Genomic DNA, 19,412 nt, shown 5'->3' with positions numbered 1-19,412 from the left:
ACTACTCCTTCGGGGCTGGGCACTCTGACGTCGACGCTAGGGCCGCCTGTACATGCCTGCCAGTCGTCCGGGCCCCACCGTATGGCGATGCGTGGCACGAACGTCAGCGCGTGCGCGCCTGGCCGCCGCCGGCCTCCTCGATCATTTACGGTGCCCCTGTTCCCTGGCGCCTGGCACTGCGGGCAACGGACAGCATCACCGCGATCATCACGCAGAACGGAAACGCCTACCGGGAAGGCTTCGTCGCGGCCTTCTGGGACGGCCTCTTCGCGTACGCCGCCAACCCCGACGCGGATACCGAGAAGGGCGTGCGTGCCGCCCTGACTCTGGAGAGCACCCGCTGGCAGTACCTGAACGGAGTTTCGGATCCCAGTCCGATCAGTCCCGACACATGGACGACGGCGACCCGGAATCGGGCATGCCGCGGCAAGGCGGAAGCGGCATGTTTCGAGTGGCCATGCCGTTTCACGAGCCGTTCGCCATGACTACAGCCGGGCGCGCAAGGCCTGAATCGTCCAGTCGAATGCCGGCGTCAGGCTGTGCGGGGCGGTCCAGCCGTTGATCACTGCAACCAGCCGGAAGTACCTGTCTCGACGCGGATCGTTCACGGTCTCCAGCCAGGTCAGCAGCCGACGCCGGACCTGGACTTCGTCGGGTCCGGCAATGACGTACGCGTAATGCGCCGTGATCGCCGCGATGACCGGTTCCGCCTGGGGCGAGGCCGGGTGGGTGCCGTCTGCAAGCACGGGGGCAACCTGGTCACGGACCACCGCCGCAACGTCGCGGGCCAGTCGCGTGGTCCCGTCCTTCGTACGCTCTGCCATGTGGTCCTCGGCCATCCCCCGCATGCCGGCACGGAAGTCCGGATCCTGAGACAGCTCTGCCAGTTCCACCCACGCCTGGACCTGCTCCGCTTCGGGATTGTCGGGCAGTTCCGGTGTCATGGAACGAATGGCGGCTGCGCACTCGGGTCTGTCGTGCAGATCGACGAAGACAGCGTCGAGGAAATCGCCGATCAGGCAACGGCGTTCGTCCTCGGAGAGTCTGGCCAGCTTGTGCATGAGTTCCATCTCCTCAAGGGTGGACCCGCGTCTGGCCACTGCCGTCAATACCGCACGGCGCAGGCGCAGAGCCCTGATCTGCACTGCCAGGGCCTCGGCATGCGCAGCCGCAACCTGCGGGAGCGACAGCTCCCGATCAACTACCTTCCGGATCGTGGAAAGGTCCAGTCCCAGGTCACGCAGGGTTCGTACGAAGTCCAGGCGTGCGACGGCGTCGATGTCATAGAGGCGGTAGCCTGCCGGGCTGCGGTCGATCGGCGGCACGATCCCACGGTCGGAGTAGAACCGAATGGTCTTGACCGTGAGACCGGTGCGCCGGGCCAGGTCACCGATCGAGTAGAGCGTGTCGCCGTCCATGCCCCCACCTTCGTGTCTCCCCCTACTGGAGACTCAAGCCCAGTCCGGCGCCGGTAGCAAACCACGCCCCCCACGCGAGCCCGGCCAGCTGCCCGGACGCGTGGAAGCCTCCCGTCTGCGTGCGCAAGCAGCCTGCCCGACTGCGGAAGTACGCCTTGCCCGAAAGGGCCTGCGGACTGTGCAAGGGTGCGTTGCATGGGTACGACACCGGACGGGCGCCCCGTACCGCCCGCGCATGCTGATGAACGCGCCATGCTGGAGAGCTGGTTGGAGTTCCATCGGGCCACGCTCGTGCTGAAATGCCAGGGGCTGGACGACCGTCAGCTACGTCTGGCATCGGTGCCACCGTCACCGATGACGTTGCTCGGCCTCGTCCAGCACATGGCGGAAGTTGAACGCAACTGGTTCCAGCGAGTGTTCGCCGGACAGGACCTGCCACTCGTGTACGAGGAAGGCAGGACGGACGGATTCGCCCTCGCCCCTGACCGTGGCATCGACGAGGCGCTGGCTGTCTGGCGCACGGAAGTGGCGCGGGGCCGCGAGGTGATCGCCGCCTCTTCGCTGGACGACTCCGGCGAACTCTCGGAGCAGGAAGCTGTCTACCTCGGTGACCAGGAGGTGTCGCTGCGCTGGATCCTGGTCCACATGATCGAGGAGTACGCCCGCCACAACGGCCACGCCGATCTTCTGAGAGAGGGCATCGACGGTGCCACGGGGGCTTGAAACTTGCGGGACGAGCAGATCGCCGACGCGGCCGGACCCGAGTCCCCCCGCAGTCTCCGCTGGAGGGGCGTGTGAATCGCTCGCGCCGAATCGCTTCGGCGCTTCCCTGCGAACTGGGTGTCAGTTGCCGGCATCGGCTGGACCAGGGACTCCCCGCCAATGAGCAAAGCCCGGGGGCCTACGGGGTGGATCACGGTGCTGGACCCATGAACACCGAGCTCAGCGCTCAGCGCTGAGCTCGGGCAGCGCTTTCTCGTCCCGCCCGATGACATGCACGAGTTCTCTGAACCATTGGCTTCTCCATCCTCAGACGCCTGCCGCTCAACGAGGACGGCGACGCAACTACCGCATGTCACCTGCTTCAGTCCCGATCAACTATGTCCGCGCTCTCGTCGGACGCGGAGGCCCGGCCGCCCTTCACAAGGAACGCGGCGCCCGAGCCGCCCTGGGCCGGGAGCGGGGAGAGAACGCAGGGCCAGCAACAGGAACGCGATGTCGTCCAGATAGACGGGGTCGGGGATCAGGTCGACAGGGGACACGGTATAGATCACCGCAGCCCACACCAACGCCTTGCTGCGCAGCGGGACACCCGCGTCCATCAGTAGCTTCCTTGCGCGGAACAGCCTGACCAGGAGTACGCCGGCAGCCCCCATCGTGAGTAGTGCGGCGACCGCGCCGACGAGAATCCAGGCCTTGGTGTCCATGGTGCATGATCCGTCCTCACCCGGATTATTGAGCACGCCTGCGCGTGCGTCGCTTCAGCGCACGCCGTTCGGCCTCACCCAGCCCGCCCCATACGCCGGAGTCCTGACCGTTCTCCATGGCCCACTCCAGACACTGCTCCCGCACAGGGCATCCCCGGCACACCTCTTTCGCTTCCTCGGTCTGTACCAGCGCCGGACCTGTGCTCCCGATGGGGAAGAACAGGTCGGGATCCTCGTCACGGCAGGCCGCGTGCATACGCCAGTTCTCCATGTGTCTCACTTCCCATGGCCGGTTGTCCGAATGGTTCGTGCCCTACGGGTGACCTGCATCGGATCCCTGAAACCCCATCGCGAGGTGTACACGCGGCAGATGCCCCCCGTCGGTCCAGGACAGCGCACCGCTGGCGCGGCCGCCGGACACCGATCCTGTCGCGGCCGGGTGCGGCAGACAGTTGCTTCAGGAGCCATCGGTTCTATCGCCCTGTGCGGGGGAAGCGCCGCCCTTCCATTCAGCGGATGGTCGGACACCCTCCCTTCTCGTGAACGTCGGCGTGGCAACCGAAATCGGCTTCCTCAGCGTGTATGACGTACGTGGGTCAGAACCGCACATGCAGAACATGGCCGAACTCATCGCCCCATTCTCGGTGCAGTCCTGCTTCATGGGTTCGCGCGCACGCACTCCGTATACGACGCGTGCCCGACTACGTACGGAAATCCGGGCGCATCACCTCGGTGGCTCACACCGCCCGACCAAGGCCGCAGCCGGAATCGACGGCCCACGGCGAGTTGGCCGAACACTGACTAGACCATCTGGGTGCCTGAGGAATCCAGTGGGGAGAGGCCGGCAGGAATCCCCCACCCCGTTTGCGAGGTCCGCCATGGCAGATATTGAGACCATTTCCTTTCCGCAGGACCGAACCTGCCCCTACCACCCGCCGACGGGGTACCGGCCTGCGCACCGGGGGCCACAGGCGGTGTCGCCCGCCCGGCTCTTCGACGGCCGCACTGTGTGGCTCGTGACCGGGCATGCGGAGGCGCGTGCGTTGCTGGTCGACCCGCGGCTGTCGGCCGACCGGGAAAACCCCGCGTTTCCCGTGTTCACCGAGCGGGTGGCAGCGACCGCTTCGCGGCGCGTCGAACTGATCGGTCTCGATGACCCCGAGCACAACGTCCAACGACGGATGCTGATTCCGAGCTTCACGGTCAAGCGCACAGCGGCCCTGCGGCCGCGGATCCAGGAGACCGTGGACAGTCTGCTGGACGCGATCATCGAGCAGGGCCCGCCGGTGGATCTGGTCAGTGCCTTTGCGCTGCCCGTTCCGTCCATGGTCATTTGTGCGCTGCTCGGGGTGCCCTACGCCGACCACGAGTTCTTCGAGTCGCAGTCGCGCAGGTTGCTGCGCGGCCCTGCAGCCAGCGACATCGATGCCGCGCGGGACGCACTCGACGAGTACTTCCGAGCCCTGATCCAACGCAAACGGTCCGACCCCGGCGAAGGGTTGCTCGACGAACTCATCGCCCAGCAGCTCGACACCGGGGCCGTCAACCATGATGAACTGGTCCAAATGGCCGAAATCCTGCTCGTGGCCGGTCACGAGACCACCGCGAACATGATCTCGCTCGGTACCTTCACTCTCCTGCAGCATCCCGACCAGTTGGCCCGGCTGCGCGCCTCCACGGACTTGATGCCTGCTGCCGTCGAGGAACTGCTCCGCTTCCTCTCCATCGCCGACGGAATGTCACGGGTGGCTACACAGGACATCGAGGTGGACGGGGTGACAATCCGGGCCGGGGACGGCGTCATTCTGTCCACGTCCGTGATCAATCGGGACGAGGCCGCATATCCCTCGCCGGACGAACTCGACCTCGGACGGAATTCGCACAACCACGTCGCCTTCGGCTTCGGTATCCATCAATGCCTCGGTCAGAATCTGGCTCGGGCCGAGATGGAGATCGCGCTGCGTACGCTCTTCGACCGTCTTCCGGGACTACGGCTGGCGGTACCCGCCGGCGATATCCCGTTCAAACCGGGTGACACCATCCAAGGCATGGTTGAACTGCCCGTGGCGTGGTGATCGAAATCCGAACGGAAAGGACCCTGTTGTGATGCGGATCAATATCGACACGGACGTGTGCATCGGCGCCGGACAGTGCGTGCTTGCCGCACCGAAGGTCTTCACCCAGGACGACGACGGCTTCAGCAAACTACTGCCTGACCATGAGAACAGCGCCGCCGGCCCCCTCGTCGGGGAGGCAGCCCGCGCCTGCCCCGTACAAGCGATCACGATCACCTGAGGACTCTCGCGTAATCCCTGGCGAAACAGCGCGCGGTGTCAGATGCGGTGCATCGCAAGGCGGCGGAGCGTCCTCATACTCGGCGTATTCGGCCGTTCCGACGACGCGGCGAGGTGTCGCAGCCGTCGTCGTGCGCCCGCCAGGGACGACGGGACAGCCCTTGACCCCATAGCCCCACGCGCTGAGCGGGTCACGTTGTCCCTGACTGCCGATCGGCCCCGGCCTCTGCCGCCGGGCGGCATCGGCACACGGGACGGAAGCCTTCCCGAAGGTCCTCGTCAGCCCTGTTCGCCCGCAGACACAGGGTGCGCACCTCTGCACGGCAGGTGCATCGGCGTGCGCGACAGCGGCCGCTCCCGGTCCGTAAGGGCACAACCCGCCTTGTCGACTGGGCAGAAGGGAGGACCGTGGCAGGATCGGTGCCATGGACGAGACACCGACCGAGGATTCCGTCGCACGTGCCGTGCGGGACCTCTACGAAACACTGCTCCGCGCCTGGAACCACCGTGATGCTCAGGGATATGCAGCGCTGTTCGCTCCTGACGCCGCAATGATCGGATTCGACGGAAGCCAAGTGCGGGGCTCGGAGGTGGCGGGTCATCTCGCACCGATCTTCGCCGACCATCCGACAGCGGCGTACGTATGGAAGATCCGGGAGGTGCGACGGCTGGGCAGCGACGCGGCGATGCTGCGCGCCATCGCGGGCATGGTGCCGCCGGGTCAGACCGAGTTGAAGCCGGATCTGAACGTGGTGCAGACGCTTGTTGCCGTATACGGCGCCGAAACGTGGCAAGTGGCACTGTTCCAGAACACTCCGGCGGCCCATCACAACCGCCCGGAACTCGTGGAGCAGCACAGCAGCGAACTGGGGCAGGTACTCCGTGAGGCTTCCGAGCCCGGGTAGTCACCCCCGGCCCCCAGCTCGTTCCGGTAGGCGCCCTGCGGCCGGACGCCCGCCGTTCACGACTGCATGCCCCACACGCTCCGACACTTCAGGGTTCGGTCGCCTGCGGCCCATCGTCCGGGGTGAAGCCGGGCGTCACGCATGACGCCACGAAGGGGTCCGCCGGACCGTGTCCAGGGAGTCCTCGACCGCGCGCGCCAGGTACGGAGACGGGGGTGAGCACGCCGATACACATGGGTGTAGTCGCTGAGCTGCGCGGTAAGTACGGCGCTCCTGAACAGGGCAAACCAAGGCCGCCATGCTCATGTTGGGCACTGAGCAACCCGCTCCCTCCAGCGTTGTCGCACCGGTGGCCGGCGCACAGCCCAGGAACGGTATTGCCTCAGCCTGTGGTGATCACTAAGGTCGGTCAGGTGACTGCCGGGTCGGCCATGAGCCATGCACGAGTGAGGTTCCCGGCCTCGGCGTGAGGGCGAGGCGGGCAAGAGCCCCGCCCCCTTTCCGTGTCTTCCTGCCTGGCGCCCGTATGTGGCGCCCGTCCCAGCGGATCCCAAGCCCCGGAGACACACCTCACACATGCCGAACGATCAGAACTATCCGTACGAGTCCGAACTGACGGCGACCGCCGTCCACCTGAACCACACCGCCATCTACGCCACAGACCGGCAGCTGTCGGCCGAGTTCATCGCCGCGATACTGGGGCTGAAGGTCGGCGCTCCATTCGGGCCGTTCCTCCCCGTCGACCTCGGCAACGGGGTGACGCTCGACTACTACGAGAAGCGTGACGAACCGATCCAGTCGCAGCACTATGCGTTCCTCGTGCCTGACGAACAGTTCAACAACATGATCGCCCGTCTGGAAGCAGTTGGTGTTACCTACTTCGCCGATCCCAGCCACACCGAACCCGGCCAGATCAACCGTCTGTTCGGTGGTCGCGGCGCGTACTTCGGCGACCCGGACGGCCACAACATGGAGATCATGACCCGGCCCTACCTCCGGCCCTAAGGGCTGTCGTCGCTCGAAGGGCGGCCACGCGGCATCCGGTGCGGGCGACCGCATGGCGCCCGCAAGTCCTCGTAGATCCGCTACGAGGACTTGCCGGCATCACAGCCGGCGTGCGCGCCGGACGCCGCGCGGCAGACGGCAGTTCGACGACAGAACTTAGGTGCTCCGGTTGCCGTCCACATGGAGGACGACCTTGCCGCGCGGGTGCTCGGTCACAAGTGCCTCGTAGGCCGCGCGGGTCTCGGTGAGTGGCACCACGCGGTCCACCACCGGCATCAGCCGTCCCTTGTCGATCAGTTCGGCGATGGCCATCAGACCGGCCCGGTCGGGTTCGACGATGAAGAACAGGGCGCGAACGTCGTGGGCGGCGGCCTTCTCAGGGTCCGGGGGCTGCACGATGCTGATGAGGGTTCCGCCGGGCCGCAGCGTCACCCAGGAGCGGTCCTGTGTCTCTCCGCCCACCAGGTCGAGCACCACGTCGGCGTCCCGCACCAGGTCCTCGAACCGTTCGGCCCGGTAGTCGATGACCCCCTGCGCGCCGAGCGCGGTGACGAAGTCCGTGTCACGCGCGGAAGCGGTGGCCGTCACACGCCCGCCCAGTGTCGTAGCGATCTGCACGGCGAAGGTGCCCACACCGCCGGCGCCACCGTGGACCAGGACGTGCTGTCCCGGTTGCAGCTCGGTATGGTCGACCAACGCCTGCCATGCGGTGAGGGCCGCGAGCGGTACAGCCGCCGTACGGTCGTGATCCAACTGGGACGGCTTCGCGGCGAGCATGCTCGCGGGAACAGCAACGTACTCGGCTGCCGCCCCGTCCCGGGTGAACGGGATCAGCCCGTAGACCTCGTCGCCGACAGCGAGATCGGTCACCCCGGCGCCGACTTCGGCCACAACGCCGGAGACCTCGTGCGAGGGAATGGTCGGCGTTCGGTCACGCCCCGTCCCGTCAAGGCTGTCGGTCCAGCTGGCGTCCCATTCGAGTTCGCCGGCGGTGATGGAGGCGGCGTACACCGCGACGAGCACTTCACCACCGGCCGGTTCGGGACATGGGGCCGACTCGTAGACGAATTGTTCCGGGCCGCCCCGTCGGTGGGCCCGGACGGCGTGCATCGTACTGGTCATAAGGAGATCACTCCCATGATCGGACCGACCTCATTCGGTGACACCGGCCCGTCACTCCTTGGGCGGCGGCTCGCTCCTCATCGAGTCCGCACCGGACGCCCCTCGCCGATGCCGTCCCGCACGGCCGGAACGATGACGCGACCGCGGCGGCAGGAAAGGGGGTCACAGATCGAGGATGAGATCCGCGGGTGGTTGTGAGCAGCAGATGAGCGCATTGCCCTCGGCCGGCAGGTCGATGGGGTCGGGAGAGTAGTCGACGCCGCCGGAAACGACGGCCGTTTCGCAGGTGTGACAGACACCGGTGCGGCACGACCACCGCACCGGGATGTCGCATGCCTCGGCGAGTTCCAGGAGTGTGCCGTATCCGGGGTCCCAGGGAACGGTCAGGCTGCTGCGGGCAAAAGTGACTGCGGGGCCAGTGCCCGGTCCGGGCGGATGGGCGGGCAGATGGGGAGCCGGCGCATCGGTCGGAACCACTCCGGGCGTCATCGCGGTCACGGATCCGAAGGTCTCGGTGTGGATCCGTCCAGGGGCCAGGCCGCAGTCCACCAGTGCTTGCGTCATGTCGTCCATGAACGCCACCGGACCGCAGATGTAGGCGTTGGCGTCCCCCGGGATTCCAAGGTCCTCGAGAAGCTGGGCGGTGAGGCGGCCGGTGGCGGTGTAGTCGTCGCCGAGACGGTCGTTGTCGCGCGGGCGGCTGTAGGAGACATGCCATCGGCCGGACGGCAGGCGTGACAGCAGGGTGCGCGCCTCGTCGGCGAAAGGATGCTCTGCGCCGTCCCGAGCTCCGTGCACCCACCACACCGCGCGGGGATCACGGTTGTCGGCCAGCTCATGGAGCATGGCGAGCACCGGGGTGGCCCCGACACCGGCGGAGAGCAGCACGATGGCTGCCTCATCCTTGTCGAGGGTGAACGTGCCTCGCGGGGCAGCCACATCAAGGACGTCGCCGACCGTGACGTGTCGATGCAAGTAGCTGCTGCCCACGCCATGGGGTTCCTGTTTGACGCTGATCCGGTAGTGAGCGTCCCCCGGGCGCCCGGACAGGGAGTAGCTTCGAACAACCGGTGCGCCCTGCGGGTCGGGGCGCATCCTCACGGTGACGAACTGGCCGGGCAGCGCTGGTGGAAGCCGACTGCCGTCGGTGGCGGCGAGAGTGAGGGAAAAGATGCTCCTGCTCTCGGGGGCGATGTGCGTGACCGCCAGGGGACGGAAGCCCGGCCAGGCCGGCGGCGGACTGCTCGCGGCGGCCGTCAGGCCCGTATTGCCTCCCGTATTGCCTGTTGTCCAGCCCTTCGAGTCGTAGTCGTCCAGGAGCGACTGCATGGACGTCTTCCAGCCGGGGCTGAGCGCGGGAATGCGGAGCGCCCGCTCCACCTGGGAGCGCGAACGCCCGGGTCTGTAGAGCACGGCGTCGATCTCCGCGACGGTCATCGCTTCCGGCCCCGTGGAGACTTTGACGATCTCGTCTCCGGCCTGGACGACCCCCTCAGCCAGCACCCTCAGGTAGAAGCCGGGGCGTCCATGAGCGACCAGCAGGGCGGGCATCTGCGGCTCGTCCATGCGAAGACCCACGCGGTAGCACGTCACCCGGGGCTGTGTGACTTCGAACAACGCATCTCCGATGCGGTACTGGTCGCCGATGCACACCTCGTCGTCGGGCAGGCCGTCCACGGTGAAGTTCTCACCGAACTGACCATGAGTGAAATCGTCGCGGTGCAGGTGCTCCTGCCAGTGCCGATAGGAGTCCACCTGGTACACCAGCACTGCTCGATACGGCCCGCCGTGACCGGCGAGGTCGCCCTGGCCGTCTCCGTCGATGTTCAGTTTCCTGACCATCCGCGGGCCCGTCACCGGCTGCTTCCAGACACCCGTATGCGTCACTCGGCCCTTCCAGGGAACATCCCGGGGCATCCCGACATTCACCGCGACGAGCGTGGCCATCGGTGCATCTCCCTGGTCGAGCGGACCGCCCCCACCGCTGCCACGCTAATACGCCGACTGTCGATGGCACGTGCAGGACACGTGACACAGCGCCCTGCACGGAGCTCCCTTCGCCACAGGTCCGTGCTGCTCATGCTCGGGCCAAGGATGGGGGTGGCACTGCAGGGGAGGCTGCGCAGCAGTCGCCAGGGACCGGATTCGCCGGGACCTCCACGACCGGCGTCTCAAGACCATCCCGTCCTGGGCACTGCTTCCCCACAGGATCACGCAATCGACGCCGCCAACACATGCTTCTCGGCAGAAGGAGCCGGCTCGCACACCGTGAAGACCGACGCCCCAGACGGGTGTCCCTGACCCAACCGGGCGCTGTCACCGACATCATCCTGCAGACAGGGTCCGGCCAAGCGTCCTTCCTCGCCGTCACCTCGCCAGGACCTCGCCTACGCCCAGGGGATCCTGGCGGTCGGCGTAGAACACATTCAGCGTCTCGGGGGTCGGAAGAGCCTTGTTCTACCGGCATTTCGCCGGCAGTCGACCTGCCGAGCGGGCAGATTCCGGCTGTCGGTGGCCCAGGACGCCATGAAGGGCCTGCCGCGTCGGACGGCGCTTCGATGCACCGGGCACGACAGGCCCTCAAGGCGGTCCCGGACGATCAGGCCGTGTGCAGCGTCAGCCCGTACCTGTTCAGGATCTCGTTGATCGGCTGGTGCCAGGTTTCACCGCCGCTGCTGCAGTTGCCCCAGCCGCCGGACGTGACGCCCTGCGCCTGGTCCCCACTGATGAACGAGCCGCCCGAGTCGCCCGGCTCGGCGCAGACGCTCGTCCTGGTCATCTGATGGACGGCGCCCTGGCTGTAGTTGACGGTCTCGTTCGTGGCCAGCACGTTCCCGCAGTGCCAGCGGGATGTGGATCCTGAGCGGCAGATCGAGGCACCGATGGGCGCCACCGCCGAGCCCCGGACCAGTTGGTCGGAGACCGTACCCCAGCCGAGCACCACCGGGACGGTCCACCAGCCGTTGCCCACGCTCACCCAGGCGTAGTCGTCGCCCGGGAAGGAGGATCCCTGGAAGTTGCCGATGTACGAACCGTCCCAGCCGCTCACCCCGGCCCCCGGCCGGCCGCAGTGGCCCGCGGTGACGAAGCCGCCGTACACGGAGAAGCCGATGGAACACCGCACATTGCCCGTGTAATACGGATCGCCGCCGACCGTTCCCGCGGAGAAGGTCTTCGGCGCCTGGGCCGTCCGCCGCACGAGGACGGGTCCGGCCTCACGAGCCCTCTTGACGAACGCGCGGACATCGTTGTCAGCCTCCGCAGAGGCAACGACGTTCACGATGACCCGGCCGGCCTGCGGATCGACGTGCCAGCTCGCGACACCGTCGGGCGCGGAGAGTCTGTCGAGCCGCGCCTTGACCGCGTCGAGCTGCCGGGCGCTGTGGGCCACCAACCGTACGACCGCACCCGTCGACCGTACGGCGTCGACCTTCTTGTCGGTGGTGACAGCCACGGTGAGCCTGCTCGTGGCCGGATCGAACCAGGAACCGCCGTACGACGATCCCGCGGCCCGTCGCGCCTTTCCCTGCAGGGCCGTTGCCGTCCTCTCCGCAGCCAGACGCGCCTTGGCCTGGCTCTCGGTCAGACCGAGGTCCTTCTGCATCGCGAGGAGCAGGCCTTTCGACGCCTGTGCCCGGGAGACGGACGCAGGGGTGGAAGAGGAGGAGGGAGCGTCCGCGGCGGAGGCCGGAGCAAGGCCGGCAGTTGCCCAGGCACCGAGAAGGAGCAGGGCGGACAGACCGGTGCATAACACAGTCGTACGTCTCAAGGGAGTGGGCCCTTCTGTTGTTCCGATGTGTGGGGGAGGAACAGCAGCCGTCCGAGAGGTCTCACCTGAGAGCGCTCTCAGCGTGTGCCGCAACGGACTGTAGCCCAGAGTCCCGGTCAGGTCCATGCCAATCGATGAGCCCGTGCCCGCCGGATACGGCGCCCGGATCACGAATCAGGGGTCTCCCCCGGGTCCTCGGCGCGCCCTCGGCACGCTGCCCGGGTTGTCGCTCCACCGGGAAGCGCGGAAGGTGGAGCCGATGGCTGTCCACTCACAGGGAAGTGCAGGTGAAGAGCAGTGACCATCGCACCGTCCTCCGCAGCCGGTATCCGTGCGCCGGACACCGGAATCGCGCGGGAAGCGGACCAGCTGGTCCGGGACACCACGAGCGAACTCATCTACCACCACTCACGGCGCGTCTTCTGGTTCGGCGCCCTGCAGGGACGCCGTCGCGATCTGAGCTTCGACCCCGAACTCCTCTACATCGGCGCCCTCTTCCACGACCTCGGGCTCGGCGAACGCTTCCACGGGAGCGGCCGGCGGTTCGAGGTGGACAGCGCGGACGAGGCCCGGCGATTCCTCCGGTCGCACCATGTGCCGGAGGACAGCATCCGGCGCGTGTGGACGGCCATTGCGCTGCACACGACGCCTGGCATCCCGCAGTTCATGGAGCCGGAAGTAGCTCTGGTGACGGCCGGGGTCGAATACGACGTGCTCGGTATCGGGTACGAGGACATCTCGGAGGCCGACCGGGCGGAGGTTGTCGCCCTGCATCCACGCCCGGACTTCAAGCGGCGCATTCTCGCTGCGTTCACCGACGGGATCCAGCCGAAACCGGAGACGACGTTCGGGAATGTGAAGGCCGACGTATTGCAGCATTATGTGCCCGGTTTCGAGCGCGGAGACTTCGTCCGTACGATCCTCGACTCCCCCTGGCCGGAGTGAGCGGGCGCAGCCCATTCGCAGCGGGCGGCACCGCGGTGGCCGCTCAGCCCGCCTGGCCGATCGCACCCCGGAGCATGGCCACGGTCGTGGCGGCCGCCCGACGTTCCGTGTCGTCCTCTGTCGTACGCACACGCTCCTCCAGGAGCACAATGGCTGCCTGGAGAACCCCGATGCGCACCGGAACGCTCCGCATTCCGGCCAGTACCGCGGCCGCCTGCTCCGCCGGAGTCACGCTCGCAGCCTGCGGGATGAGGGTCGTGATGCCGCGCCCGAGCGCACGGTCGCGGGGCGGTTGAGCTGCTGTGGTCACCGGAGAAGTCTGCCGCACCGGATCTCTGGATCCGGTCAGCGACTTGGCCGGTGTCCGCCGGCTTCATGGTTGATGTGTGCGTAGACGCGCCTCAACATGTCTTCCAGCTGCGTGCGTTCGTCTTCGGTCAGCGGCGCCAAAAGGTCTTCCTGCACGTTCCGGGTGTCCGACTGGATCTCTGCGAGCACGGATCGGCCCGCCGGTGTCGGTGTGACGGTGACGCGGCGCCGATCGCCGGCGTCGCGGGCACGGTCCACCAGGCCTGCGACCGCGAGATCGTCCACGACCTTCACGATGTCACTGCGGTCGATCGCAAGTCTGGACGCCAACTCCCTTTGCGCATGCGGGCCGAAGTCGACGAGCGCGGCAAGGACAGCCATGTGCCACAGCCGCAGGTCACGCTCGGCCAGCCGCTCCGCGACCCGGTTCCTCGCCACCTTGCCCGTCTTGGACATCAGGTAGGGCGTGAGTTCCAGAAGGCTGGGCGGTGTCTCGTTCATCACTCATATCGTAGGGTCGAGCCGAATAATGGGTCCACACCCATTATTTGCACTCCGGGAGGGCCTGCCGATGGACGCGCTGCACCCCCGCCTGCTGGTCAGCAGGTTCACCGAATGCTTCCTCTTCTACGACGCAGTACTGCCCGGGCTGATCGGGGCGAGCGGCAGCGCCTCCGGACCGTATGCCCACTGGGACGTCGACGGCCAGGGTGTGCTGGTGCTCTTCGACCGCGGGGCCATGGCGGCGGTCGCCAGGACGGCAGGTCTGCCCGCCAACACACCGCCGGCACAGGACAGCTCGATGTTCGTCTGTCGGGTCACCGATGTCGACACCGCACTCGCGCTGTGCCTGGAACACGGCGCCTCACTGGTTGCCGGTTCCTGTGACCGGCCGGAGTGGGGGCCGAACCTCCGCACCGCCCATGTGCGCGATCCCGAAGGGCATCTGATCGAGCTTCAGTCGTACTGATCAGATGTCACCGATCGACGTCGGGGGCGCAGCCGGACCACCGGATGGCCTCCAACGGTTCCCGTCAGCGCAGATCGAAGACCAGGCGCCCCGCCACCTTGCCGTTCAGCACCTCGTCGATCGAGGAGTTGATGTCATCCAGACGGCGGACCTCCCGGACGACGCGGGTGCGGCCCAGCAGGTGCAGCCGGAAGACCTCGGCAAGGTCCTCGCGGGTTCCGACGATCGAGCCGACGACCTTCGTACCGTTCAGCACCGTATCGAAGACGGGCAGTTCCCACGTGCCTTCCGCCGGGAGCGCCACGAGGACGAGCGTGCCGCCGCGGCGCAGCGCGCCGTAGGCGGCACCGAACGATTCGTTGCTCACCGCGAGGGAGATGGCCGCGTCGGCGCCCCCGAGCCGCTGCGCCTCCTCGGCAACGTTCTGGACCCGTGCGTCGATGACATGGTCGGCGCCCAGTTCCCGGGCGAGGGCCAGCTTCTCGTCGGTGACGTCGACGGCGATGGTCTCCGCCCCGAAGATCCGCGCGTACTGCAGGGCGAGGTGACCGAGACCGCCGATGCCGGAGACGAGAGCGCGGGTGCCCGGGCGTACGCCGGACAGCTTGACCGCCTTGTACGTGGTGACGCCCGCGCAGGTGAGGGGCGCCGCATCAAGCGGGTCGATCCCGTCGGGAACGGGCACCGCATAGCTGCCGTGCGCCAGTGCATACTCGGCGTGGCTCCCGTCGACGGAATAGCCGCTGTTCTGCTGCTGCAGGCAGAGTGTCTCCCAGCCCGAGACACAATGGTCACAATGTCCGCACGCCTCGCCGAGCCAGGGGATGGCCACCCGGTCCCCCACCGTCAGGCGGGAGACGCGGTCACCAGCGGCCTGGACAATGCCGATGCCCTCATGCCCGGGCACGAACGGCGGACTCGGCTTGACCGGCCAGTCGCCCTGTGCGGCATGAATGTCGGTGTGACACAGCCCGGACGTCTCCATCCGCACCAGAACCTGGTGCCCGGCCGGGGTCGGTACCGGCCGCTCCTCGATGACGAGGGGTTCGGCGAAGCTGCGGACAACAGCGGCTTTCATGGACACTCCTCCGCTTCGGACGGGCGCGTCGGGCCGACGTCACCGCACCGGATCCGGCTAAGGACCATGTATCCCATGCAGTGACAAAAGCCTCGGAACAGAGTATTTCGAATCTCCGGTATGCGCTTGTCCGACGATCGCAGCCTGTCATGGGCGCGACCTGCCATTCAGCAAGCAGCGGTCATCGTCGCGCCCAGGTGCGCATGGCGGCGCGTGAGGCGAAGGCGGCCACGTCCTTGTCGTGCGGGTGGTCGGCGTACTGATGGATGCGCCAGGTCGCCTTGATACGGGGATGACCGGCGGTCACGTAGTCGGCGATCCACAGACCGTCGCCGACGTACGACGTGGTGTCGTAGTTCAGCCAGAAGTGCCGGTTGCAGTAGAGCAGAACCCGGTGGTGCGGCCTCAGACGCTTGACCTCGCGGATGAAGCGGTCCTTCTCGGCATTGCTCGCCCACGTTCCGTCACCGGTCACTTCCCAGTCCACGGCGAGCAGATCGCCCGCCTTCTCCGGGGCCTTGCTCACGAAGTACTCTGCCTGCGCGGTGAGGTTTCCCGGCCACAGGAAGTGATAGAAGCCGACCACGCATTCTGCGTCCCTGGCTCGCTTGACCTGTGCGGACAGGCGCGGGTTGACGTACGAACGGCCCTCGGTGGCCTTGATGAAGACGAAGTCCAGTCCGTCCGTGTCGAAGGACGACTGATACGAGCTGACATCGACGCCATGCAGCATGGGCACCGCCTTCAAGTGGGCTCTGTGGTTCCGTTTCTCCCTCTGTACGTGCCCGCAGCCGCCGGTTCCCATCCGCCCCTCCCCGAGGGGAACGTAATTCCGGCCACCCGGAATAGGTCTCCGAATCGACGAGTTGGTGAAGCGACGAGACCGCATTGCACTTCGCAGGCACCATCGGAAGGTCGGATCCATGAAGATCGGCATCATCGGAGCAGGCAACATCGGCGGCAACCTGACCCGGCGTCTCACCGCGCTCGGCCACGAAGTGTCCGTCGCCAATTCCCGTGGCCCGCAGACGCTCACGGCGCTCGCCGAGGAGACCGGAGCCACCCCGGTCACCGTGGCGGACGCGGCACGAGGGGCGCGCGTCGTCGTCGTCACCATCCCGGTCAAGGCCGTTCCCGGCCTGCCCGCCGGGTTCCTCGACGGGGCGGCGGAGGGTGTGGTCGTCATCGACACCGGCAACTACTACCCGCAGCAGCGCGACGGCCGTATCGCCACCATCGAGGACGGCCTGACGGAGAGCAGGTGGACCGAGGAACAGATCGGCCACCCGGTGATCAAGGCGTTCAACGGGACGTATGCGCAGGACATCCTCTCCAAGCCGCTCCCGAAGGGCAGCCCCGGCCGTCAGGCCCTGCCGGTCGCCGGTGACGACCCGGCCGCCAAGCAGACCGTGCGCGACCTCATCGACGAGCTGGGCTTCGACACGGTGGACGCAGGCGGTCTGGACGAGTCGTGGCGCCAGCAGCCGGGCACGCCCGTCTACGGCAACCAGGGCGATGCCGAGACCATCGCGAAGGCACTGGCCGAGGCTTCCCCGGAGCGTACGACGGAATGGCGCGCCTGACGGATCGGCGCACCACTGCGTCCATCGGCGACGGGGCGGGTGGCGGTGGGACTTCCGCCCGCCCCCCTCGTCGGTCCCGGGGCCGGCGCTCAGTTGTCGAAGCCCGTGCTGCGACTGACCTTCTCCCAGACCGCTGTCTCGAGGCGGGCGGTGTCGAGGGCGGCGAAGACCGCGTCGGTCGCGTCGTCGCCGAGCGGCAGCCTCAGCGGCGTCCTCTCGGCGGCCAGCGCGGTCAGGATCGCCGCGGCTGCCTTGCCGGGGTCTCCCTCCTGCTTGCCGTCCGAGCCGGGAAGGTTGGTACGGACCGGGCCGACCGGCTCCTCGTACGCGGGGATGGCCGCGGTCCGGCGCAGTACGCCTTCCCCGGCAAATCCGGTCCGGAACGATCTGGGTTCGACGATCAGGACCTTGATCCCATGCGGGGCCACCTCGGCCGCGAGTGCCTCGGAGAGCCCCTCCAAGGCGAACTTGGTCGCCGAGCAGGCGCCGACGCCGGGGAACGACAGCCGGCCGCCCATGGCGGAGGCCCGTCTCACACTGCGTCAGTCCGAGCGGGTGACAGCCGCCTCCGAACGGCACCGGCACGACGAGACGAGCGTCCTGCGGGTCGGGGTTCGAGGCGAGCCGGGCGGGCGAGCCTCGGTCTGCCGTCCGGGCATCCGCTCGCCGGCCGCTCCGGTGTCTCCGTACTCGATGTCCGCGACGAGCCGCTGATGTGGACGGAGCGGGCACCTCGCGAGTGGGTGGACTGGTGGGCGGTCAACCCCAGGCCGGACGGGTCGAGCCCCCGCTGGGGCCCGACCAACGACAATGTCGAGGAGATGCTGGAGCAGGTCGCGGAGGGGTCGGCGATCTGCTTCGCACCCTCCAGCATGGCGCAGTACTACGCCCGGCCGGATCTCTCGTGGGTCCCGCTGACGGATGCGGAGCCGCTGCGGACCGTGCTCGCCTGGGTGGACGGCGCGGACAACGCCCTGGTGCGGGGCTTCGCCGAAGTCGTGCGAGAACTCGCGTCCGACGCACGGGCGTTGTCCGACGAGTGACTACCGTGCATCGTCCGGTGCGGCCGGGAGACTGTCCATGAACGAGCTGACGGAGAACACGGCGCGACCGGGTCCGGGCGGGCCGTATCCTGGCGGCGAACTGAGCCCGTACTCCTCCATCGTCGAGCGGTACGCGTCCAGCAGCCGGATGTGGTATTCCAGTGGCGCACCGTCCGGGTTGGTCTTTCCCAGCGGCGTGGTGGGCTCCGGGCACCAGGTGGTGAAGCGCGGGGTGATGCCGTGCGACATGAAGAACCGCAGGCCCTCGGTGGTCGAGTCGATGGCCTCGTCGACGGTCGTGAAACCGAACGGCTCGGCCATCTCCACGCCCGCCACGAAGTTGGGAATGACGTTGCGGGCGCCGAATACCTCGGCGGAGTCCAGGATCCGGCGGTGCCACTCGTCGCGGCCCACGTAGCGCTCCTTGCCGGGGCAGTACAGCTCGAACAGCCGGCGGTCCCACACTTCGTAGTTGGGGTGGTAGATCCGGACGCCGTAGTCGTGGAATCGCTGGACATCGGCTTTCGGCAGTGCCTGCGCGACAACCTTGCCGATCCAGCGGCCGGGAAAGGCCTCCTCGATCGCCTTGGCGTACTGCCCGTAGAAGTCGGCTTCGTCGCGCCCGCCGATGTGGGAGGTGATGGCGCCGCCGGTCAGGGTGTAGGCGGTGGAGGTCTTCGCGGTGTCGTAGCGGTCGATGATGGCGAGTGCTTCCAGCACCTCCTCGACCGGCTTGACCCCGGTGTAGGGGCGTCCCGCCGCCTTGTGCTGGCGCCAGTTGTGGTTGATGTCGCAGTACTGGCACTCCTCCTTGGCACCGAAGTACTGGCAGACGCGGAAGACCGTCAGATAGACGAGGTAGCCCCACTGGATGGTGGGCGCGACCTCCATCACCGACTTGCCGTTGGCGAGCGTGTGCCGGTAGTAGTCCGGCATCGGCGGCAGGCCCACGTCCGAGATCCGCCTGCCGTCCAGGTACAGCCCCAGGACGCCGTCCTCGTCGGCCGCGACCCGGTAGGGCGACGCCGGGTTCACCCGTACCGAAACGACCGTGCGGCGCAGCTCGTACGGGCCTCCGGTGAGCACGATCTCCTCCGGCGGGCGTCGCAGTGCGGCCGCTCCCAGCTCCGGCAGGGTGCCGTGGTCGAAGGAGAAGATGAAGTACGACTTCGGTTTGACGTCGCCGTCCTCGTTGTCACTGAGCGCGGACTCGTCGAACGCCACGCCGCCACGGAGCAGGTCCTCCTTGATGACGGCCTCCCGCGGCACGTGCGGGAACCGTTCCATGAGCCGCTCGATCAGGTGGGTGCGGCTCGTGGCGGTGCGACTGGGGTCGCTGCGGTCGGTGTCGGTACGGCTGGACATGTACAGGGCTCCTCGGTCCGGTCGTCGAATGTTCTTCCGGGTACGCCACACTGTGCAACGAACCACGGACGTGATCCGTTCGCGACTCCCGTCCCAACCCTGCGTTGGATCCTCCGGGGTACGGATTGCGTGGAGGGTCAAGGCCATCGAGACCCGGCACCCCGATGCGCGGAGGCTGC

General features: G+C 67.6%; 21 protein-coding genes and 1 pseudogene. 10 read left to right on the top strand and 12 right to left on the bottom strand.

The window, feature by feature from the left end; genetic code table 11:
* The first annotated feature begins 110 nt into the window (after positions 1-110).
* Positions 111-485, top strand: a complete 375-nt coding sequence (locus tag ACFU8W_RS03900) for a hypothetical protein (RefSeq protein ID WP_384031983.1) — start codon at positions 111-113, stop codon at positions 483-485.
* Here ACFU8W_RS03900 and ACFU8W_RS03895 read toward each other — a convergent pair whose 3' ends face one another.
* Complete coding sequence (locus ACFU8W_RS03895) at positions 486-1,418, bottom strand: MerR family transcriptional regulator (RefSeq protein WP_384031981.1); 933 nt, start codon at positions 1,416-1,418, stop codon at positions 486-488. It lies immediately after the preceding gene.
* Positions 1,419-1,613: 195 nt separating this feature from the next.
* On the opposite strand from ACFU8W_RS03895, the gene ACFU8W_RS03890 reads away from it, so the two are divergent.
* Positions 1,614-2,141: a DinB family protein gene (locus ACFU8W_RS03890; protein ID WP_384031979.1), complete on the top strand. Its 528-nt coding sequence runs from the start codon at positions 1,614-1,616 to the stop codon at positions 2,139-2,141.
* A 371-nt stretch (positions 2,142-2,512) separates the two neighbouring features.
* Here the strand turns inward: ACFU8W_RS03890 and ACFU8W_RS03885 are convergent, their stop codons facing one another.
* The gene (locus ACFU8W_RS03885; protein WP_384031977.1) at positions 2,513-2,845 is read right to left on the bottom strand and encodes a YkvA family protein; all 333 of its coding nucleotides are present in this window, start codon (positions 2,843-2,845) and stop codon (positions 2,513-2,515) included.
* A gap of 25 nt (positions 2,846-2,870) precedes the next feature.
* A complete protein-coding gene (locus ACFU8W_RS03880; RefSeq protein ID WP_384031975.1) occupies positions 2,871-3,116 on the bottom strand; it encodes a WhiB family transcriptional regulator in 246 nt (81 codons plus the stop codon).
* Between the two features lie 607 nt (positions 3,117-3,723).
* Between ACFU8W_RS03880 and ACFU8W_RS03875 the strand changes: the two genes are divergently transcribed.
* From ACFU8W_RS03875 to ACFU8W_RS03860, 4 genes are all read left to right on the top strand, one after another.
* The gene (locus ACFU8W_RS03875) at positions 3,724-4,920 is read left to right on the top strand and encodes a cytochrome P450 (RefSeq protein ID WP_384032062.1); all 1,197 of its coding nucleotides are present in this window, start codon (positions 3,724-3,726) and stop codon (positions 4,918-4,920) included.
* A 31-nt stretch (positions 4,921-4,951) separates the two neighbouring features.
* The gene (locus ACFU8W_RS03870) at positions 4,952-5,140 is read left to right on the top strand and encodes a ferredoxin (RefSeq protein WP_384031973.1); all 189 of its coding nucleotides are present in this window, start codon (positions 4,952-4,954) and stop codon (positions 5,138-5,140) included.
* Between the two features lie 424 nt (positions 5,141-5,564).
* On the top strand, positions 5,565-6,044 hold the full coding sequence (locus tag ACFU8W_RS03865) for an SgcJ/EcaC family oxidoreductase (protein WP_384031971.1): 480 nt from the start codon (positions 5,565-5,567) through the stop codon (positions 6,042-6,044).
* A gap of 576 nt (positions 6,045-6,620) precedes the next feature.
* Entirely contained in the window at positions 6,621-7,049 is a 429-nt protein-coding gene (locus ACFU8W_RS03860) for a VOC family protein (RefSeq protein WP_384031969.1), read from the top strand.
* A gap of 156 nt (positions 7,050-7,205) precedes the next feature.
* On the opposite strand, the gene ACFU8W_RS03855 is transcribed toward ACFU8W_RS03860, so the two are convergent.
* The 3 genes from ACFU8W_RS03855 to ACFU8W_RS03845 all read right to left on the bottom strand — a co-directional run bounded on the left by ACFU8W_RS03855 (position 7,206) and on the right by ACFU8W_RS03845 (position 11,940).
* Positions 7,206-8,171 carry an NADP-dependent oxidoreductase gene (locus ACFU8W_RS03855; protein WP_384031968.1) on the bottom strand — a complete coding sequence of 322 codons (966 nt, stop codon included), beginning with the start codon at positions 8,169-8,171 and terminating at the stop codon, positions 7,206-7,208.
* Positions 8,172-8,333: 162 nt separating this feature from the next.
* On the bottom strand, positions 8,334-10,118 hold the full coding sequence (locus ACFU8W_RS03850; protein ID WP_384031966.1) for an MOSC domain-containing protein: 1,785 nt from the start codon (positions 10,116-10,118) through the stop codon (positions 8,334-8,336).
* A 652-nt stretch (positions 10,119-10,770) separates the two neighbouring features.
* Positions 10,771-11,940, bottom strand: coding sequence for a S1 family peptidase (locus tag ACFU8W_RS03845; RefSeq protein WP_384031964.1), 1,170 nt, complete (start codon positions 11,938-11,940; stop codon positions 10,771-10,773).
* Between the two features lie 297 nt (positions 11,941-12,237).
* Here ACFU8W_RS03845 and ACFU8W_RS03840 point away from each other — a divergent pair, with 297 nt between their 5' ends.
* Positions 12,238-12,885, top strand: coding sequence for an HD domain-containing protein (locus ACFU8W_RS03840; RefSeq protein WP_384031962.1), 648 nt, complete (start codon positions 12,238-12,240; stop codon positions 12,883-12,885).
* A 43-nt stretch (positions 12,886-12,928) separates the two neighbouring features.
* Here ACFU8W_RS03840 and ACFU8W_RS03835 read toward each other — a convergent pair whose 3' ends face one another.
* Both ACFU8W_RS03835 and ACFU8W_RS03830 read right to left on the bottom strand, forming a co-directional pair.
* On the bottom strand, positions 12,929-13,195 hold the full coding sequence (locus tag ACFU8W_RS03835; RefSeq protein ID WP_345520080.1) for a hypothetical protein: 267 nt from the start codon (positions 13,193-13,195) through the stop codon (positions 12,929-12,931).
* 35 nt (positions 13,196-13,230) lie between these two features.
* On the bottom strand, positions 13,231-13,695 hold the full coding sequence (locus ACFU8W_RS03830; protein WP_384031960.1) for a MarR family winged helix-turn-helix transcriptional regulator: 465 nt from the start codon (positions 13,693-13,695) through the stop codon (positions 13,231-13,233).
* Between the two features lie 70 nt (positions 13,696-13,765).
* Between ACFU8W_RS03830 and ACFU8W_RS03825 the strand changes: the two genes are divergently transcribed.
* A complete protein-coding gene (locus ACFU8W_RS03825; RefSeq protein ID WP_384031958.1) occupies positions 13,766-14,164 on the top strand; it encodes a VOC family protein in 399 nt (132 codons plus the stop codon).
* A gap of 64 nt (positions 14,165-14,228) precedes the next feature.
* Here ACFU8W_RS03825 and adhP read toward each other — a convergent pair whose 3' ends face one another.
* On the bottom strand, positions 14,229-15,242 hold the full coding sequence (gene adhP / locus ACFU8W_RS03820; RefSeq protein ID WP_384031956.1) for an alcohol dehydrogenase AdhP: 1,014 nt from the start codon (positions 15,240-15,242) through the stop codon (positions 14,229-14,231).
* 181 nt (positions 15,243-15,423) lie between these two features.
* On the bottom strand, positions 15,424-15,975 hold the full coding sequence (locus ACFU8W_RS03815) for a glycoside hydrolase family 25 protein (RefSeq protein WP_384031954.1): 552 nt from the start codon (positions 15,973-15,975) through the stop codon (positions 15,424-15,426).
* Between the two features lie 154 nt (positions 15,976-16,129).
* Between ACFU8W_RS03815 and ACFU8W_RS03810 the strand changes: the two genes are divergently transcribed.
* Positions 16,130-16,825, top strand: a complete 696-nt coding sequence (locus ACFU8W_RS03810; protein ID WP_384032060.1) for an NADPH-dependent F420 reductase — start codon at positions 16,130-16,132, stop codon at positions 16,823-16,825.
* An 89-nt stretch (positions 16,826-16,914) separates the two neighbouring features.
* Here ACFU8W_RS03810 and ACFU8W_RS03805 read toward each other — a convergent pair.
* Positions 16,915-17,352, bottom strand: a pseudogene (locus tag ACFU8W_RS03805) (SDR family NAD(P)-dependent oxidoreductase); the annotation flags it as partial.
* On the opposite strand from ACFU8W_RS03805, the gene ACFU8W_RS03800 reads away from it, so the two are divergent.
* Complete coding sequence (locus ACFU8W_RS03800) at positions 17,242-17,868, top strand: LysR family transcriptional regulator substrate-binding protein (RefSeq protein WP_384031952.1); 627 nt, start codon at positions 17,242-17,244, stop codon at positions 17,866-17,868. The pseudogene ACFU8W_RS03805 and the gene ACFU8W_RS03800 overlap by 111 nt on opposite strands.
* Here the strand turns inward: ACFU8W_RS03800 and ACFU8W_RS03795 are convergent, their stop codons facing one another.
* Positions 17,869-19,233, bottom strand: a complete 1,365-nt coding sequence (locus ACFU8W_RS03795; RefSeq protein ID WP_345520089.1) for a radical SAM protein — start codon at positions 19,231-19,233, stop codon at positions 17,869-17,871.
* Positions 19,234-19,412 lie beyond the last annotated feature (179 nt).

The organism is Streptomyces sp. NPDC057565 (assembly GCF_042801455.1).
GTDB classification, from domain to species: Bacteria; Actinomycetota; Actinomycetes; order Streptomycetales; family Streptomycetaceae; genus Streptomyces; species Streptomyces yanii.
Note: the sequence above shows the minus strand (reverse complement) of the source record. Positions and strands in the feature narration are given on the sequence as shown.

What these genes read in the sequence shown, in the direction of transcription:
- ACFU8W_RS03850 (WP_384031966.1), bottom strand. Translation starts at nt 10,118, where the DNA reads ATGGCCACGCTCGTCGCGGTGAATGTCGGGATGCCCCGGGATGTTCCC.
- ACFU8W_RS03875 (WP_384032062.1), top strand. Translation starts at nt 3,724, where the DNA reads ATGGCAGATATTGAGACCATTTCCTTTCCGCAGGACCGAACCTGCCCC.
- ACFU8W_RS03890 (WP_384031979.1), top strand. Translation starts at nt 1,614, where the DNA reads ATGGGTACGACACCGGACGGGCGCCCCGTACCGCCCGCGCATGCTGAT.
- ACFU8W_RS03865 (WP_384031971.1), top strand. Translation starts at nt 5,565, where the DNA reads ATGGACGAGACACCGACCGAGGATTCCGTCGCACGTGCCGTGCGGGAC.
- adhP (WP_384031956.1), bottom strand. Translation starts at nt 15,242, where the DNA reads ATGAAAGCCGCTGTTGTCCGCAGCTTCGCCGAACCCCTCGTCATCGAG.
- ACFU8W_RS03885 (WP_384031977.1), bottom strand. Translation starts at nt 2,845, where the DNA reads ATGGACACCAAGGCCTGGATTCTCGTCGGCGCGGTCGCCGCACTACTC.
- ACFU8W_RS03855 (WP_384031968.1), bottom strand. Translation starts at nt 8,171, where the DNA reads ATGACCAGTACGATGCACGCCGTCCGGGCCCACCGACGGGGCGGCCCG.
- ACFU8W_RS03860 (WP_384031969.1), top strand. Translation starts at nt 6,621, where the DNA reads ATGCCGAACGATCAGAACTATCCGTACGAGTCCGAACTGACGGCGACC.
- ACFU8W_RS03880 (WP_384031975.1), bottom strand. Translation starts at nt 3,116, where the DNA reads ATGGAGAACTGGCGTATGCACGCGGCCTGCCGTGACGAGGATCCCGAC.
- ACFU8W_RS03815 (WP_384031954.1), bottom strand. Translation starts at nt 15,975, where the DNA reads ATGCTGCATGGCGTCGATGTCAGCTCGTATCAGTCGTCCTTCGACACG.
- ACFU8W_RS03870 (WP_384031973.1), top strand. Translation starts at nt 4,952, where the DNA reads ATGCGGATCAATATCGACACGGACGTGTGCATCGGCGCCGGACAGTGC.
- ACFU8W_RS03800 (WP_384031952.1), top strand. Translation starts at nt 17,242, where the DNA reads ATGCGGGGCCACCTCGGCCGCGAGTGCCTCGGAGAGCCCCTCCAAGGC.
- ACFU8W_RS03830 (WP_384031960.1), bottom strand. Translation starts at nt 13,695, where the DNA reads ATGAACGAGACACCGCCCAGCCTTCTGGAACTCACGCCCTACCTGATG.
- ACFU8W_RS03825 (WP_384031958.1), top strand. Translation starts at nt 13,766, where the DNA reads ATGGACGCGCTGCACCCCCGCCTGCTGGTCAGCAGGTTCACCGAATGC.
- ACFU8W_RS03795 (WP_345520089.1), bottom strand. Translation starts at nt 19,233, where the DNA reads ATGTCCAGCCGTACCGACACCGACCGCAGCGACCCCAGTCGCACCGCC.
- ACFU8W_RS03895 (WP_384031981.1), bottom strand. Translation starts at nt 1,418, where the DNA reads ATGGACGGCGACACGCTCTACTCGATCGGTGACCTGGCCCGGCGCACC.